The following is a 14,454-nucleotide window of genomic DNA, read 5'->3' as shown; positions in this document are numbered from 1 at the left end:
ACATGCAATTCAACAGGCGCGCATTGAGACAATGATCAAATCACCGGAACATCAGCTGCTTAGTGCGCTCGACCAGCGGTCGCGTGATATTTTTCGGCTGATCGTCGATAGCTACCTCAATGATGGCGACCCGGTCGGCTCACGCAATCTGTCGCGTCTGCTGCCGCACAGTCTTTCTCCGGCCACCATTCGCAATGTGATGAGCGATCTGGAACAGTTGGGCCTCATCTATGCACCACACATCTCTGCCGGGCGGTTACCAACGCAGATTGGTCTGCGTTTTTTTGTAGATGCTTTCATGGAAGTGGGCGACCTGCCACCCGATGAACGCTCATCCATTGAAGCGCAAGTGCGCTCCGCAGGCACCAGCAATTCTGTCGAAAGCGTTCTGACCGAAGCCAGTCAGGTTTTGTCGGGGCTTTCGCGCGGCGCAGGTCTTGTGCTCGCCACCAAAGCGGAAGGTGCGCTTAAACACATCGAATTTGTGCGCCTTGAACCGACACGAGCGCTTGCTGTCCTTGTGATGCAGAATGGCGATGTTGAAAACCGCGTCATCAATCTGCCTGCCGGCATTTCCGCCTCGCAGCTCGTGGAGACATCGAACTTTCTCAATGCCCATATCCATGGGCATACGCTGTCGGAAGCAAAATCGGAACTCGAAAAGCTGTCTGAAGAAACCAGGCAAGAGCTTGATCAGCTCTCACAGGAACTGGTGGCACAGGGGCTTGCCGTATGGAGTGGCGCAGGGGCCGACCAGCCAGCGCGGCTTATCGTACGCGGACGCGCCAATCTGCTTGAAAATATTCATGCACAGGAAGATATTGAACGCCTGCGTCATCTCTTCGATGATCTTGAAACCAAGGACGGTATGATCCAGCTGCTGGATCTTGCTGAATCGGGCTCTGGGGTGCGAATTTTCATTGGCTCCGAAAACAAGCTGTTCTCCCTCTCAGGATCTTCACTTGTTGTAGCGCCCTATCGTGACAGCGAGCAGCGGGTTATTGGTGCTCTTGGTGTGATCGGCCCGACGCGGCTCAATTATGCACGCATCGTACCGATGGTCGATTACACGGCTCAGATCGTATCCCGATTGCTGCGCTAGCGGATTTTTTCGAGTTTGATGTTTGAAACAGCATGTATGTCAGTCGGGATTCAAACGTTAAATTCAATTCACCAGAGCGGTTCCTGTTAAGACTGAATCGTTGGAGCCGCTTTATCTATTTGTTTTAGCGTACTATCCAACGCAAAACCGCTTCGCACTTTTGCTGGAAATGCTGATATGCAGTGCCAGACTTGCCAAGGCTAAGAAATTAGACCTTGATTTTAATGCCGCGAAACTCGATATCCGGCCCAAACACTATTCAAGACGGAAGAAGCATTATGGCTGATGAAAAAAACCCAACCCAGAATCCCGATCTTGAGCAGCGCGATATCAACAATCCTCGTGATCGTGATGCGCTGAAGCGTGCTGCCGATGATTTTCTGAAAAGCCGCAAGGCTGAGGCACGCGCTGAAGCCGAAGAGGAAGCCGTTGATGCCGATAGTTTGGCTGCAAATACGATTGCAGCGCTTGAAGCCGACAATGCTGAACTCAAGGACCAGATGCTGCGTCTCGTTGCCGAGATGGAAAACCTGCGTAAGCGTACCCAGCGCGATGTACAGGACGCACGCACCTATGCTGTGACCAATTTCGCTCGCGATATGCTGTCGGTCTCCGACAATCTGAGCCGTGCGCACGACGCTATTCCTGCCGATGCGCTGGAAACCGATGCCAACCTCAAGTCACTGGCTGAGGGCGTGGAAATGACCGAACGTGCCATGCTGCAGGCTTTGGAACGTCATGGCGTAACCAAGCTTAATCCTGAAGGTGAAAGATTCGATCCGAACTTCCATCAGGCTATTTTTGAAGTGCCAAACCCAGAACTACCGGCCAATACGGTTGTACAGGTTATGCAGGCAGGATTTGCCATCGGTGACCGCGTATTGCGTCCAGCCATGGTTGGCGTTTCCAAGGGCGGCCCGAAGGTTGCTGCTGAAACTGCACCTGAGGGTGATGCTTAATTCGCGCACTCAATAATCGCGGACGTATTCAACAAAGAGCGGCGAGATATCTCGCCGCTCTTTCTTTTTGTCCTTATCCGTTGGAATATCGACAAAATATCAGTTGGGAGGCCTGCGCGTGACGATCTTTGATTTTGCAAATTTTGCAGGTGTTTTCGTCTTCGCTGCCACCGGTGCTCTTGCCGCATCACGTCGCCAGCTTGACATTATCGGCTTCATTTTCCTCGCCAATATTACAGGCATTGGTGGCGGCACGATGCGCGACCTGGTGTTGGGCGCGCCCGTCTTCTGGGTCATTCAGCCTTTTTACCTGCTGGCAGGCACATCAGCCGCTGTCATCGTCTATTTCACTGCCCATCTGGTGGAATCGCGCTATCGGCTTTTGCTGTGGTGTGATGCGATTGGTATGTCGGCCTATACGGTCGTGGGCGCTGCCAAGGGGCTAGCGCTTGGCTTCGGGCCTTCAGTTGCAATTGTGACCGGGATTTTCACCGCCACGCTTGGCGGCATTTTGCGCGATATGGTGGCGGGAGAACCATCCGTTCTGATGCGCCGGGAAATCTATGTTTCGGCAGCACTCGCGGGCGCATGTCTTTATGTGGTGCTGGAACGCTTTGGCCTTGATCCGATATTCGCAGCCATTGCGGCGGCGCTGACCGCATTCATCGTGCGCGGCGGTGCGCTCCACTTTGGCTGGAATCTGCCGGTTTATAAAAGCCGTCCCGGCCGCACAGAAGAAGAACTCAAGCGCGACCGGATTGTCAGAGAAGACAAATAGTCAGAACATTTCCTCGGAACATTTCCAATGATTCAACTTAATCCAGAAACGCTCTAGATGAGTTTGGCCTGGCTAGCGACAGCCTGAAGATCAACAAGCGGACGCGGACCCATCTGCTGGATAATCATGCCTGCGGCAAGCGATCCCAGACGTGCGCAATCCTCGAGCGAACGATCTTTGGTGTAGCCATAGAGGAAACCGGCAGCATAAAGATCGCCAGCCCCGGTGGTGTCGACCAGTTCTTCAATCTCAATCGCTGGTACATGCAGCGTCTGATCGGCTGTGATAACGATTGCGCCTTTTTCCGAACGCGTGATGATTGCGAGAGGGCAATCCTTGCGGATGGCTTCCACGGCTTCATCAAGCGATTTGGTCTGGTAAAGCGACTTTGCCTCGTCTTCGTTAGCAAAGACGATATCGACGGTTCGCTTGCGCATCAGATCCAGAAACTCGTCGCGATAACGATCTACGCAGAACGGGTCGGACAAGGTCATAGCCACCTGGCGGCCATGATCATGCGCAATTTTGGAAGCCAGAACGATGGCTTCCTTGGCGCGTGGCGGATCCCACAGATAGCCTTCAAAATAGATGACGCGGGCATCAGCAACCTTGGAGGTCTCAACGTCTTCCGGCCCGAGCTCAATACAGGCACCAAGATAGGTGTTCATCGAACGTTCGCCGTCCGCTGTGACGAAAATCATCGAACGCGCAGTTGGCGAACCTTTTTCCAAAGCACGTGTATCAAAGGCCACGCCCTGGGCACGAATGTCATGGGCAAATACCCGGCCGAGATGGTCGGTTGCGACCTTGCCGAAATAAGCGGAACGCCCACCGAGGCTTGCGACGCCTGCAGCCGTATTGCCTGCGCTGCCACCGGACATTTCGGTGACCTGTCCCTTGATGCGGCTATAGAGCAGTTCTGCCCGGTCACCATCGATCAGGTTCATAGCACCTTTTATGATGCCATTGGCTTCGAGAAATGCATCTTCAGTGCGCGAGATAATATCGACAATGGCGTTGCCAATGCAAAGAACGTCGAATGTAGCCATGAGCTGGTCTGGAGCTCCCCTTTTTATCTGCTGCCCATCTTCGAGTGAAGCATTGTGGCAACGAGCTGGTGGTCAGCTTTTGACATTTGCATCCCTCAGATGCGGGAGCCGAGCACATGTCGGAAGCAGACCACCAATAAATTTATCGATCTGGCGGATTTTTCAATTTGACGTTTGAGACAGCGTTCATGCTGTTGCGTTTCAAATGTCAACTTCAGTCCACCAGTGGCATTTATGTGGGGTCGGTTTAGCCGTTTGAAAAGTTTTTGGCTAGTCCGACAGTACTGCCACTTGTGGGCTAAGTGTCTTGTGCATGTTCAGGCGCCTTCCTATTTTGATCGCATGAAAGTGCGGAGAATGGACCCAAAATGATCATTGATGCTGCGTTAAAGGCACTTAGGCGCCTTCCAACGCCAGAATTTCGTTCTGTTTTATGGAAAACGCTGGGCTTGACGCTTTTGCTTCTCGTCGGGCTGTGGGCTGCGATACGGCAAATATTTTTTATGTTCGCCTGGCCCTGGATGGAACAATTGCTGCCCGGAATGCCTGAATGGGCAGGTTGGCTCGGTATCGCTGCAGCCATTGTGGCGGGCCTTGGGCTTGCACTTGTTCTCGCATTGATGATTGCACCAGTAACAGCGCTCGTCGCCGGTATTTTCCTTGATGACGTCGCCGATGTTGTCGAACGCGAAGACTATCCGGGAGAGCCTGCTGGCACCCCCCTGCCGCTTGGACGCTCTGTGATTGTTTCGCTCAAGTTCCTCAGCGTGGTCATTCTCGGCAATATCGTGGCACTGGTTCTGCTGTTCATTCCGGGCATCAACCTGATCGCCTTTTTCGTGATCAACGCCTATCTGCTTGGTCGGGAATTCTTTGAATTTGCCGCCATGCGCCACAGATCAGAGCGTGAGGCCAAGGCACTTCGCTCGCAATATGGTGTGACGGTATTTCTTGCTGGACTGCCGATTGCCGGCTTCATGGCAATTCCGATTGTCAATCTGCTGACACCGCTCTTTGCGGCCGCAATGATGATCCATCTGCATAAGGCCATATCTCAGCGAGAGATCTTAAAACTGCGGCGGTAACGGAATGAGCGCCGCAGGCACATCGCAAGTCTTGCCGGGGAATTTGCAGATATCCGCAATCACGCATTTCTCGCATTCCGGCTTGCGGGCCTTGCAGGTATAGCGCCCGTGAAGGATCAGCCAGTGATGTGCATGGAACAAATATTCAGTCGGAATAACCCGCATGAGAATATCTTCCACCGCATCAGGTGTCTTGCCTTGCGCCAGACCAATGCGATTGCCAATGCGCAGCACGTGGGTATCCACTGCCATCGTCGAATGACCGAAAGCCATGCTAAGCACCACATTGGCAGTCTTGCGCCCGACGCCCGGCAATTTTATCAGCTCGTTGCGATCATTCGGAACTTCGCCGTTATGATCACGAATAAGCGCTTCCGACAGAAGAATGACGTTCTTGGCTTTATTGCGCCAAAGACCAATGGTGCGGATATAATTGCCGACAGTTTCCTCACCCAGTGTCAGCATCTTTTGCGGCGTATCGGCAATCGCAAACAGCCCGCGCGTTGCCTTGTTCACACCCGCATCTGTTGCCTGTGCTGACAAAACGACAGCCACCAGCAGTGTAAATGCGTTCACATGCTCAAGCTCGCCTTTGGGCTCCGGGCGCAAAACGGAAAAACGGCGAAAAATCTCGTGGATCTCATCAGCCGTATAAAGTGTGCCAGGCACCCGGCGCGGACGACGGGCAGGTGTCGCAACAGGAACGTTCACGGGCGATTTGATTTTGTCGTTTTCCATTTTCTCTCTATAATTGCCCTCATCTTCGGAAAACAGTTCACAGCTTGACGCAGCCCGGAGGGAATTTTGCATGCACCATCCGGATGGCGCCACCCCAGACCGGTTTGATACCCCGATATTTGAAGCCTTGCTAACGCCTTATCGTTCGCTCGGACGGAACGGCTTTTACATTCTCATGGGCGCCTTGATCAGCTGCTGGCTTTTTGTCGGCATCCTGTTCCTGTCGATCGGCGCATGGCCCATTTTTGGCTTTTTTGGCCTCGATGTGCTGCTTGTCTACCTGGCTTTCCGATGGAATTACCGGGCGGCGCGGGCGCGCGAAGAGATATCCGTTTCCCGCTCGGCACTACAAATTCGCAAATATGAAGCCTCCGGTAAAATCACAACCCATCTGTTCAACCCTTTCTGGACCAGGTTCAATGTTGCCAGAAAGCCGGATATCGGCATCACAACGATGCGCGTGGAAAGCCGTGAAAACAGCGTTCTGGTTGGTGGCTTTCTCAATCCCGATGATCGCGAAAATTTTGCTGCAGCCTTTGGCAATGCGCTGAGCGAAGCGCGTCGCTAGTGGTTTGATTCCGATATTTGCATCCCTCGGCCACAGGCGTTGGACAAATGTCGGAATTAAAAGGACCACTGGCAAGTTTATGAAACGAGTGACCGCATTTCGTTTCAACGCTCACGACACGCCAAATTTTCCACATATGTTTACGGCTTTTGTCCACGGGACATCAGTTTTAGCATGCAACGACATGAATCCGATTTCGGCCCTTGAAGTCGCGCTTTTCACAAGCCATATCAGTTAAGTGAAAGACACGCCGAAAGGGTGCTTTCCATGACGGTCGCTTCGATAAGGACTGATGCAATGACAAGAATGACACCGTTTTCGAGCCCGCTATTGCTCGGATTCGATACAATGGAAAAGACGCTGGAACGGATTGCCAAATCCGGCGATGGATACCCGCCTTATAATATCGAGCGTCTGCGCGGCGAGACCGGTTCTGAACGCCTGCGTATTACGCTGGCTGTTGCAGGATTTGCCAGCGACGATCTTGAAGTCATGACGGAAGACAATCAGCTTGTCATCCGAGGACGCCAGACAGACGATACCGAACGCGAGTTTCTGCACCGTGGCATCGCGGCCCGTCAGTTTCAACGCGTCTTCGTTCTGGCCGATGGCATGCGGGTGGTGGGTTGCGAACTGAAAAATGGCTTGCTTGCTATTGATCTCGATCGACCTGAACCAGAACGCCTAATCAAACGTATAAATATAGCAGTGAAAGAATGAAACCGGTTCAGGCTGGGTTCAGGCTAAAGCCGCTATAGTGAATTATTAAGCTCTTAAGCGCCATGATCGCAAATGATATGCCGCTAGAATGGAGGCTACGATGATGAACAGACACATTCTCACCGAACATGAATTCGCTCATCTGGGTGAAGGTGAAGTGGCTTACGTGCGCAAGATTCGTTCTGATGATCTTACCCGCACCTTCCCTGCCCTCCCCCCAATTGCGCCAGGCCTTGATCTCTGGGCGCTGTTTGGCGCAAGCGGCGAGCCGATTGTGCTTTCAGACGTCCGCGCCACTGCATTGCAGGGCGCACATGAACACGAACTGCGCACTGTCATGCTGCACTAAGTCGTTCAGACGATACCGGCCCACAACACAATGTGGGCCGGTATTGCGATCCTGCTTCAAACGATCATCTTGGCGGGTTCTGGTGCATGCAATTGCCGTATTGTTCGCGCAGGCACCATTGATACCATTTTTCGCTCTTTTTCTTGTAATTCCGGCAAAGGATCTCGGCTACTTGTCTGCACTGATCAGAAGTCGCTGACTTTACTATGCGCGACATATTTGTTGGCGCCGCTCCAGCAAAGGCTGAACCGGAAATCAGGAACAGTGAAATTGCTGCAACTGCTATTGTTCTGGGAAAAATCACAAAATACCTCTCATCGAATTCACGACCTTGAATGTCAGAGGCTTATCGCCATCGTATCTTCTTGGAAATCGACAGAATGAGGGACAAAATCCTGACCCGCAACGATATCACGACAAACAAAAACCGCCGTTCAGGAAGAACGGCGGTTTGTTTACGAGACACCATTTGAACTCAGGCAGCGTTGGACGCTGGCTGTGATGTCAGGAATGAATAAAGTGCCTGCGCGTCATGCGTTCCGCGCAGCTTTGCTACTGTATCGGCATCGCGCAGCATGCGGGCGATGCGTGACAGGGCTTTCAAGTGATCTGCGCCAGCATTTTCCGGCGCCAGAAGCAGGAAGACGAGATCGACGGGCTGATCGTCCAGTGCTTCAAAATCCACTGGAGTTTCAAGGCGCGCAAAAATTCCTGCAATCTTATCAATGCTTGCCAGCTTGCCGTGCGGAATGGCTACGCCATTGCCAACCCCGGTGGAACCGAGGCGTTCACGCTGGAGAATTGTTTCGAAAACTTCACGCTCAGGGAGACCGGTCAGTTCCGCAGCCTTCTCAGACAATATCTGCAAAAGCTGCTTTTTGGAGCTGGCTTTCAGCGCAGGGATAATCGCCCCTGGCTGAATCAGATCACTAAGATCCATTCTCTCCGTTCCTTCTTCAATCAGGCCATCGAAGGCCCGGTTTAGGGAAGCGCACGACAGCGAAAACTGCGTGCGCTTCAGGTTTGCCGTCAAGCGCGGGGAGTGGCCTGGCGGGTAACCGTCGATGGGTCCACCCAGCCAATATTGCCGTCCGCACGACGGTAGACGATATTTACTTCATCATTGCCCGCATTGCGGAAGACCAGAACCGGATTTTCGATCAGGTCAAGTTCCACAACCGCCGACGCGACCGAAAGAGTGCGAAGGGCGACAGACGATTCCGCAACGATAGTCGGTGCGTAATCAACCGGAAGGTCCTCCTCTTCTTCCGGCAGCGGTGCCATAACACGATATGCCACATCATCATAGATCGCATTTGGTGCAGTCGCTGGACGTGATTTCAGACGGCGCTTGTAACGACGCAGCCGTGTTTCAATCTTGTCCGCAGCCGCATCGAACGCCAGTTGCGGGTCCTGTGCATCTCCGGTGCTCTGCAAGGTAGCACCGCTATCAAGATGTAAGGTACAATCCGCGCTAAATCGCGATCCGGACTTGGTGACCGTTACCTGCCCGGAAAAGCCATGATCAAAATATTTGCCGACCGCTTCATTAACCCGATCAATAATCCGGGCCGTGAAAGCTTCGCCGACGTCCATATGCTTTCCAGATACACGCAGAGTCATTTGGTACACCTCATTTGCGTTACACAACAGGACGTAGTCTAATCACAAGGTGAGCGAAGCGCAAAGCGAACCAGCATCAATTCTGCTTTTCGTCCTGTGCTAATTTCCAGCCCCGCTTCCCGCGTTCAGATCAGATGACTAAACACTGTCCAGAATGCGCTCTTTATCGCGACTATTCGAGTAATTTCCCCTTCACATGCCTTTAAGACACATGCCTGAGATGATCGCTGCACTTCGTTCTTTTATGTAACGCCGGAGACGCAGAAGCGTTTCCCGAAATATTACCTTGCCTTTCGTTCAGAGCGGTTTCCGTTGATACTGAATCGCTGAAACCGCGCTATCTGTTTGTTCTCGCGCATTACCCCGCACAAAACCGCTTGGCACTTTTGCTGGGAATGCTCTGAAGCGCTTTCGATCCGATTGAATCCAGTCAGCGCTCCAATTGTTCGTTTCTCCGCATCTCTTGTATGAAAGCCATTTCATACTTTTCGGGATGCTATAAATCTTCAGACACCGTAATTCCGGTCTTTACGGGTGCAGACCGTGATGCGAGCGGGGCTTCTATTGACTGAAACGTCAATTGTCAATTGCACCTTCTTCCAGCAACAGACAATGCAGTGCAGCCAATTCCCTCTATAAGATCGAATTTCGTGGATATAGCGTAATAGTGTTTCAAAAACCGGTATCGATCCGGTCGTTTTCGCATGCATATATAAGCAAACGCGCAACTTCATGTTGCAGAAATACGCGTTCAGCCTGCCGATAATCTGGCTTTTTTCTCGCGTCTGCGCTGGACTGAAGAAGCAATATTCATCGATTCCCGATATTTTGCGACTGTTCTGCGCGCGATATCCACACCGTCCTTCTTCAGAGCATCCACGATTGCATCATCGGACAAGACATCGTCCGGCTTTTCCGCATCAATCATCTGACGGATACGATGGCGTACACTTTCAGATGAATGGGCGTCGCCACCCTCGGAAGAGGCAATGGATGCGTTGAAGAAATAGCGCAATTCAAATACGCCACGCGGCGTTGCCATAAACTTGTTGGCTGTCACGCGACTGATGGTTGATTCATGCATACCGACAGCGTCGGCAACTGTGCGCAGGTTCAATGGCTTGAGATGCGTTACGCCGTAACGCAGAAATCCATCCTGCTGACGCACGATTTCCTGTGTCACTTTCAGGATTGTACGTGCCCGCTGATCCAGGCTACGCACCAGCCAATTGGCCGATTGCATGCAATCAGACAAAAACGTCTTTTCCTCGCCTTTGATCGAAGTGTTCACTTCCGCATAATATTCGTTATTCACAATAAGACGTGGCTGAGCTGCGGGATTAAGCTCAATTCCCCATGTTCCATCGCGCGTAGCTGCAACCAGCACATCTGGAATGATTACATCTGCAACAGAAACTTCAAACTGGGTTCCAGGCTTGGGATCGAGCATCCTGATCTCGGTCAGCATGTCGAGAATGTCCGATTGATCAACACCGCAAAGTTTTTTAAGTGTCGCAAAATCACGGCGCGCAAGCAGATCGAGATTATCTATCAGCGCTTCCATTGCAGGGTCAAACCGGTCCTTGAGACGAAGCTGAATCGCCAGGCATTCCCGCAGGTCGCGCGCAAAAAGTCCGGCCGGATCAAAGCTTTGTACTTCGTGCAGAACGCGTTCGACATGTACGGTTTCGACGCCAAGATTCTGCGCAAGCAATGACACATCGGCACGCAGATAACCGCTTTCATCCAGCGCATCCGCCAAAGCCGTTGCAATAAAACGATCAGCCGGTGTGGAAAACGTCAGCGCTATTTGCTCAGTGACATGTTCGCTCAGCGATACACGGCTTGCCGTTACCTGATCTATGTCGTAGCTGCCGCCCGCGCTATAGGTCTCGCCGGCGGAGGTGCTCCATTGCGCAGCAAGGTCGGCATGCGCATCATCAGTGCGACCGGGATCATCAGGAAAGATATTTTCAAGCGAGCTGTCGAATGTGGCAGAGAGGTTTTGCGCATCATCGACAGCGCCAGTCTTGAACCAGTCTTCATCGGCAGATGCATCCGACGCGCCCGCATCATCATCTTCGCGCTGGGGCTCAGCGTCTGCAAAATCATCATTCGCTGCCTCTATTCTGTCCAGCAGCGGATTCTTTTCAATTTCAAGATCGATGAATTGGTCCAGCTCGATGTGCGTCATCTGTAGCAGTTTGATCGACTGCATCAGTTGAGGCGTCATCACCAGCGATTGCGACTGGCGAAAATCAAGCTTCGGCGAAAGGGCCATGCGTTGCGTAATTCCCCCGATTTACCCCCTGCCAACAGCCAAGGCGCACATAAACCGTGCCCTCAGTCTAATTTTGGCGACGTTCCCGCTTATGATGGCTTTTAACCGGCTTACTTTGTGTGTGAGCCAGAAAATGCCTTTTTGCGGCTATCGTTCCAGCCGCTATGTTCTGTTTATGAAAACTGGTATGAACCTTGCTTGTCAATTCAGAATGTGCGTTTTTCTGACAAAAGAGGAAAATAGTCGCAGAAATGACGCGCTTTGGGGAATTGCGAGAATATCAAACACCCGCATAGAGGCACAGATCGCCACTGAGCGCACAGATTACGATCCCACATTTTTCAGCGCGCACTTACCCGAAAACCGTTTCACAGTTTTCGGGAGGCACTCTAAATTTTTGCGATGATTGTGATCAGAGCGTAAACTGGTCGCCGAGATAAAGTCTGCGAACGTCTGGATTAGCGACGATTTCAGCAGGACGACCATGGGTCAGAACCTGACCAGCATGAATGATATAGGCACGGTCAATCAGCCCGAGCGTTTCACGCACATTGTGGTCGGTAATAAGCACGCCAATGCCACGGCTGGTCAGATGACGCACGAGCTGCTGAATGTCAGACACCGCAATCGGGTCCACACCGGCGAACGGTTCGTCGAGCAGCATGAAATTCGGGCGTGATGCCAGCGCACGGGCAATTTCCAGACGGCGACGTTCACCGCCCGAAAGGGAGATGGCTGGTGCCTTGCGCAGATGCGCGATGTGAAACTCTTCAAGCAAGGCATCGAGCTCGGTTGCACGCTTCTTGCGGTCTTTTTCGACAACTTCCAGCACTGCCTTGATGTTGTTTTCAACGGAAAGGCCGCGGAAGATCGATGCTTCCTGCGGGAGATACCCGATACCAAGACGCGAACGACGGTACATCGGCATCGACGTTACATCGTAACCATCGATTTCAATGGTACCTGCATCCGCTGGAACAAGTCCTGTCACCATATAGAAGCAAGTTGTCTTACCAGCACCATTTGGACCAAGAATGCCCACGGCTTCACCTGCGCGAACGCCAAACGACACGCCGTTAACGACCTGCCGTCCGCGATAGCTTTTGCACAGGCCCCGGGCAACCAGCGTCCCTTTGAGACGGGTCGTTTTACCGGGCTGTGACGGCATCATGCCATCTGCACCCTCAATAGTGGCTGCATTTTCAGACATGCCCTGATGCTCGTCGGCTTTCTTGTTCCAGAACAATCCCACGCGCGCTCCGGTTAATTCGATTTGGGCGCGGCACCGCCCTGCTTCTGTTGATCCTGCGGCGCCATGATGATGGATACACGGCCCTTGCTCTGGCCCTTGCAGCTTTCGAGGAAAGCCTTGCCAGTGCTCATATTGGCCGTGAGCTTGCAACCGGTCGCAACATTGTCGCCGTCTGTCAGCACAACCTTCTGGCCCTGCAAGACCATGATCTGGCTCTTGCCATCATAATTTCCAGTGTCGCCGGTTGCGACCTGTGTGCCGGACTTGAGGTAAACCTTGCCGCTAATTTCGAGACGATCGATGCCGGAGCCGCTCAGGCCAGCGGTACCGCCAGCGGCCTGACCGCCTTCGCCTTGCGAATCTTTGTTATAAAAGACGATCATCTTGCCGGACTTCAAAAGCGCGTCGCCCTGCACCACGGAGACATTACCAGTGAAAATGGCCTTGCCTTCCTTGTCGAGCATTTCGAGCTTGTCAGCGTCGATCTTGATCGGATCCTTGCCACCGGAGAGCTTGAGGCTGCCAAATGGCACCTGCTGGCTGTCCTGAGCCAGAGCGGAGACTGGCGCAACAACGAGGCCAAGCGCCAAAGCTGCAAATCCCATCCGCAAAGTGCGGGTCTTCATGCTCTTGTTCATCTTGCCCGTCTCGCGTTCCATTACTCTCCAGCTCCCCTACACGTCCTGTTTCAGGAATCAGGCCGAGCACATCAAATTCTTGCCCGACGCATAAACATGTCCAAAAAGTCTATCAACCTTTCAGACCTACACCTCAAGCCACAATCATTCGGCCCCGATCTTAAACTTAACGCAGCCAGATAGAAATATCTGACTGCGCAGAAAAGAAAACAAAGCCCGCAGCAATCTGCGCCATACGATATTCGTTAAAGCAGGTGTGCTTTACATCTCAAATATTAAGGCGTGTTGTTGCCCGAAACCGCGCCACCGTCAATGACAACACGCACCTTGTTTTCAAAGATCACGATCTTTCCGCTCTCTTTGATCTGCATGCTGTCAGCGCTGATCTGCGTGCTGCCATTACGAATATCGACAGGCTTGTCCGTCGTCACCTGACCGCTCTTCAGATTAACATCTGCAGAGTGCATGACGGCGTGCAATCCTTCATTCGTCGTAACAGTAAAATCCTTATCAAGTTGCAAACGGCCGTTCGCATTATCGTAAATGCCTGAAGCGGCCTCTACCTTGGCGCTACCATTGTCACCAACCGGCAGCTCGGCAGAAATACCTTCAAGCGCAATTGCACCGCTGTTTTTGGCGTCCTGCACGGCCTTTGCCGCAATCATCGAATATGGACGATTGTCTTTGGTATAACCGTTAAGCTGCGGATTGCTCATCACGAGCTTTCCACTCTCGCCGCCATCATTGACTTCGACCTTCACAGGCGCAGATGGCGTGGCCAGAAACGTGTACCAGGAAAAGACCGCTGCAAGCGCAACTGCTGCAACAGGCAAAGCCGTTTTCAGCACCCGCACGCGGATCGAATGACGCTGTGCAGCTCGAAAAAGCGAAGCTGCTTTCTCAGACGCTCCAAAATGCATGCCACCGCCATTGGGTGCCGCGGAAGCGGATCCCTGCGAAGCATGGATATGTGGTGTGTCAGCGCTCATAGTGTCTTTCAATTACTCAACTAATAAAGCATCTTTTAATGCTGCTTTATTGCTCAACTGTTTACAGAAACATCCAGCAGAATTTTTTTTCAGGCGATGCTATCTTTGTTCAATGCGGTTTATTTGGGGTGCAATACCCTGACACTCAAGTCCAATACACGTCACAAAACACCGCACCTGCCATGCAAAAATGACATGAACATTGCGGAAGCTCGAAAAACTGGCTTTTATTCGGCCTCTTACAGCGACAAAAGACCGATCACTTCATTGTTAACATACAACTGAATTTGATTATAGTCTCGGCACTAGCTGGCAAAATTATC

The 14,454-nt window shown here is 52.3% G+C and carries 15 protein-coding genes; 7 read left to right on the top strand and 8 right to left on the bottom strand.

From position 1 onward, the window contains the following. Positions 1-31 precede the first annotated feature (31 nt). From hrcA to CEV32_RS19565, 3 genes are all read left to right on the top strand, one after another. Positions 32-1,102 (top strand): heat-inducible transcriptional repressor HrcA, encoded by a 1,071-nt coding sequence (hrcA, locus tag CEV32_RS19580; protein ID WP_094578768.1) that lies wholly within the window; start codon positions 32-34, stop codon positions 1,100-1,102. A 278-nt stretch (positions 1,103-1,380) separates the two neighbouring features. Beyond that, positions 1,381-2,061, top strand: coding sequence for a nucleotide exchange factor GrpE (gene grpE, locus CEV32_RS19570; protein WP_094578766.1), 681 nt, complete (start codon positions 1,381-1,383; stop codon positions 2,059-2,061). A gap of 118 nt (positions 2,062-2,179) precedes the next feature. Next, positions 2,180-2,839, top strand: coding sequence for a trimeric intracellular cation channel family protein (locus tag CEV32_RS19565; RefSeq protein ID WP_094579181.1), 660 nt, complete (start codon positions 2,180-2,182; stop codon positions 2,837-2,839). Between the two features lie 53 nt (positions 2,840-2,892). On the opposite strand, the gene CEV32_RS19560 is transcribed toward CEV32_RS19565, so the two are convergent. After that, complete coding sequence (locus CEV32_RS19560) at positions 2,893-3,888, bottom strand: adenosine kinase (RefSeq protein ID WP_094578765.1); 996 nt, start codon at positions 3,886-3,888, stop codon at positions 2,893-2,895. A gap of 368 nt (positions 3,889-4,256) precedes the next feature. Here CEV32_RS19560 and CEV32_RS19555 point away from each other — a divergent pair, with 368 nt between their 5' ends. Next, positions 4,257-4,973 (top strand): sulfate transporter family protein, encoded by a 717-nt coding sequence (locus tag CEV32_RS19555; RefSeq protein WP_094578764.1) that lies wholly within the window; start codon positions 4,257-4,259, stop codon positions 4,971-4,973. Here CEV32_RS19555 and nth read toward each other — a convergent pair. Next, complete coding sequence (gene nth, locus CEV32_RS19550; RefSeq protein ID WP_094579180.1) at positions 4,956-5,711, bottom strand: endonuclease III; 756 nt, start codon at positions 5,709-5,711, stop codon at positions 4,956-4,958. The genes CEV32_RS19555 and nth overlap by 18 nt on opposite strands. A 70-nt stretch (positions 5,712-5,781) precedes the next feature. Between nth and CEV32_RS19545 the strand changes: the two genes are divergently transcribed. From CEV32_RS19545 to CEV32_RS19535, 3 genes are all read left to right on the top strand, one after another. After that, positions 5,782-6,279: a DUF2244 domain-containing protein gene (locus CEV32_RS19545; RefSeq protein ID WP_094578763.1), complete on the top strand. Its 498-nt coding sequence runs from the start codon at positions 5,782-5,784 to the stop codon at positions 6,277-6,279. 297 nt (positions 6,280-6,576) lie between these two features. Continuing rightward, entirely contained in the window at positions 6,577-6,999 is a 423-nt protein-coding gene (locus CEV32_RS19540; protein ID WP_094579179.1) for an Hsp20 family protein, read from the top strand. An 88-nt stretch (positions 7,000-7,087) separates the two neighbouring features. Then, positions 7,088-7,348: a BQ00720 family protein gene (locus CEV32_RS19535; protein ID WP_374883134.1), complete on the top strand. Its 261-nt coding sequence runs from the start codon at positions 7,088-7,090 to the stop codon at positions 7,346-7,348. A 475-nt stretch (positions 7,349-7,823) separates the two neighbouring features. Here CEV32_RS19535 and ptsN read toward each other — a convergent pair whose 3' ends face one another. The 6 genes from ptsN to lptC all read right to left on the bottom strand — a co-directional run bounded on the left by ptsN (position 7,824) and on the right by lptC (position 14,131). Beyond that, positions 7,824-8,288: a PTS IIA-like nitrogen regulatory protein PtsN gene (gene ptsN, locus CEV32_RS19530; RefSeq protein WP_024898162.1), complete on the bottom strand. Its 465-nt coding sequence runs from the start codon at positions 8,286-8,288 to the stop codon at positions 7,824-7,826. A gap of 89 nt (positions 8,289-8,377) precedes the next feature. Next, a complete protein-coding gene (hpf, locus tag CEV32_RS19525; protein ID WP_094578762.1) occupies positions 8,378-8,971 on the bottom strand; it encodes a ribosome hibernation-promoting factor, HPF/YfiA family in 594 nt (197 codons plus the stop codon). 751 nt (positions 8,972-9,722) lie between these two features. After that, positions 9,723-11,252, bottom strand: a complete 1,530-nt coding sequence (gene rpoN, locus CEV32_RS19520) for an RNA polymerase factor sigma-54 (protein WP_094578761.1) — start codon at positions 11,250-11,252, stop codon at positions 9,723-9,725. 412 nt (positions 11,253-11,664) lie between these two features. Further along, positions 11,665-12,504, bottom strand: coding sequence for an LPS export ABC transporter ATP-binding protein (lptB, locus tag CEV32_RS19510; RefSeq protein ID WP_094578759.1), 840 nt, complete (start codon positions 12,502-12,504; stop codon positions 11,665-11,667). Positions 12,505-12,515: 11 nt separating this feature from the next. Further along, positions 12,516-13,163, bottom strand: a complete 648-nt coding sequence (locus CEV32_RS19505; protein ID WP_094578758.1) for an LptA/OstA family protein — start codon at positions 13,161-13,163, stop codon at positions 12,516-12,518. Between the two features lie 254 nt (positions 13,164-13,417). Further along, a complete protein-coding gene (lptC, locus tag CEV32_RS19500; RefSeq protein WP_094578757.1) occupies positions 13,418-14,131 on the bottom strand; it encodes an LPS export ABC transporter periplasmic protein LptC in 714 nt (237 codons plus the stop codon). Positions 14,132-14,454 lie beyond the last annotated feature (323 nt).

The organism is Brucella rhizosphaerae (assembly GCF_002252475.1).
GTDB classification, from domain to species: domain Bacteria; phylum Pseudomonadota; class Alphaproteobacteria; order Rhizobiales; family Rhizobiaceae; genus Brucella; species Brucella rhizosphaerae.
The sequence above is the reverse complement of the archived record's forward strand: the minus strand, read 5'-3'. Positions and strand labels throughout refer to the sequence as shown.

Bases quoted from the DNA above. Each gene is read 5' to 3' on its own strand.
- hrcA (WP_094578768.1), top strand. From the start codon at position 32: ATGATCAAATCACCGGAACATCAGCTGCTTAGTGCGCTCGACCAGCGG.
- grpE (WP_094578766.1), top strand. From the start codon at position 1,381: ATGGCTGATGAAAAAAACCCAACCCAGAATCCCGATCTTGAGCAGCGC.
- CEV32_RS19560 (WP_094578765.1), bottom strand. From the start codon at position 3,888: ATGGCTACATTCGACGTTCTTTGCATTGGCAACGCCATTGTCGATATT.
- CEV32_RS19555 (WP_094578764.1), top strand. From the start codon at position 4,257: ATGATCATTGATGCTGCGTTAAAGGCACTTAGGCGCCTTCCAACGCCA.
- nth (WP_094579180.1), bottom strand. From the start codon at position 5,711: ATGGAAAACGACAAAATCAAATCGCCCGTGAACGTTCCTGTTGCGACA.
- CEV32_RS19545 (WP_094578763.1), top strand. From the start codon at position 5,782: ATGCACCATCCGGATGGCGCCACCCCAGACCGGTTTGATACCCCGATA.
- CEV32_RS19540 (WP_094579179.1), top strand. From the start codon at position 6,577: ATGACAAGAATGACACCGTTTTCGAGCCCGCTATTGCTCGGATTCGAT.
- CEV32_RS19535 (WP_374883134.1), top strand. From the start codon at position 7,088: ATGGAGGCTACGATGATGAACAGACACATTCTCACCGAACATGAATTC.
- ptsN (WP_024898162.1), bottom strand. From the start codon at position 8,288: ATGGATCTTAGTGATCTGATTCAGCCAGGGGCGATTATCCCTGCGCTG.
- hpf (WP_094578762.1), bottom strand. From the start codon at position 8,971: ATGACTCTGCGTGTATCTGGAAAGCATATGGACGTCGGCGAAGCTTTC.
- rpoN (WP_094578761.1), bottom strand. From the start codon at position 11,252: ATGGCCCTTTCGCCGAAGCTTGATTTTCGCCAGTCGCAATCGCTGGTG.
- CEV32_RS19505 (WP_094578758.1), bottom strand. From the start codon at position 13,163: ATGGAACGCGAGACGGGCAAGATGAACAAGAGCATGAAGACCCGCACT.
- lptC (WP_094578757.1), bottom strand. From the start codon at position 14,131: ATGAGCGCTGACACACCACATATCCATGCTTCGCAGGGATCCGCTTCC.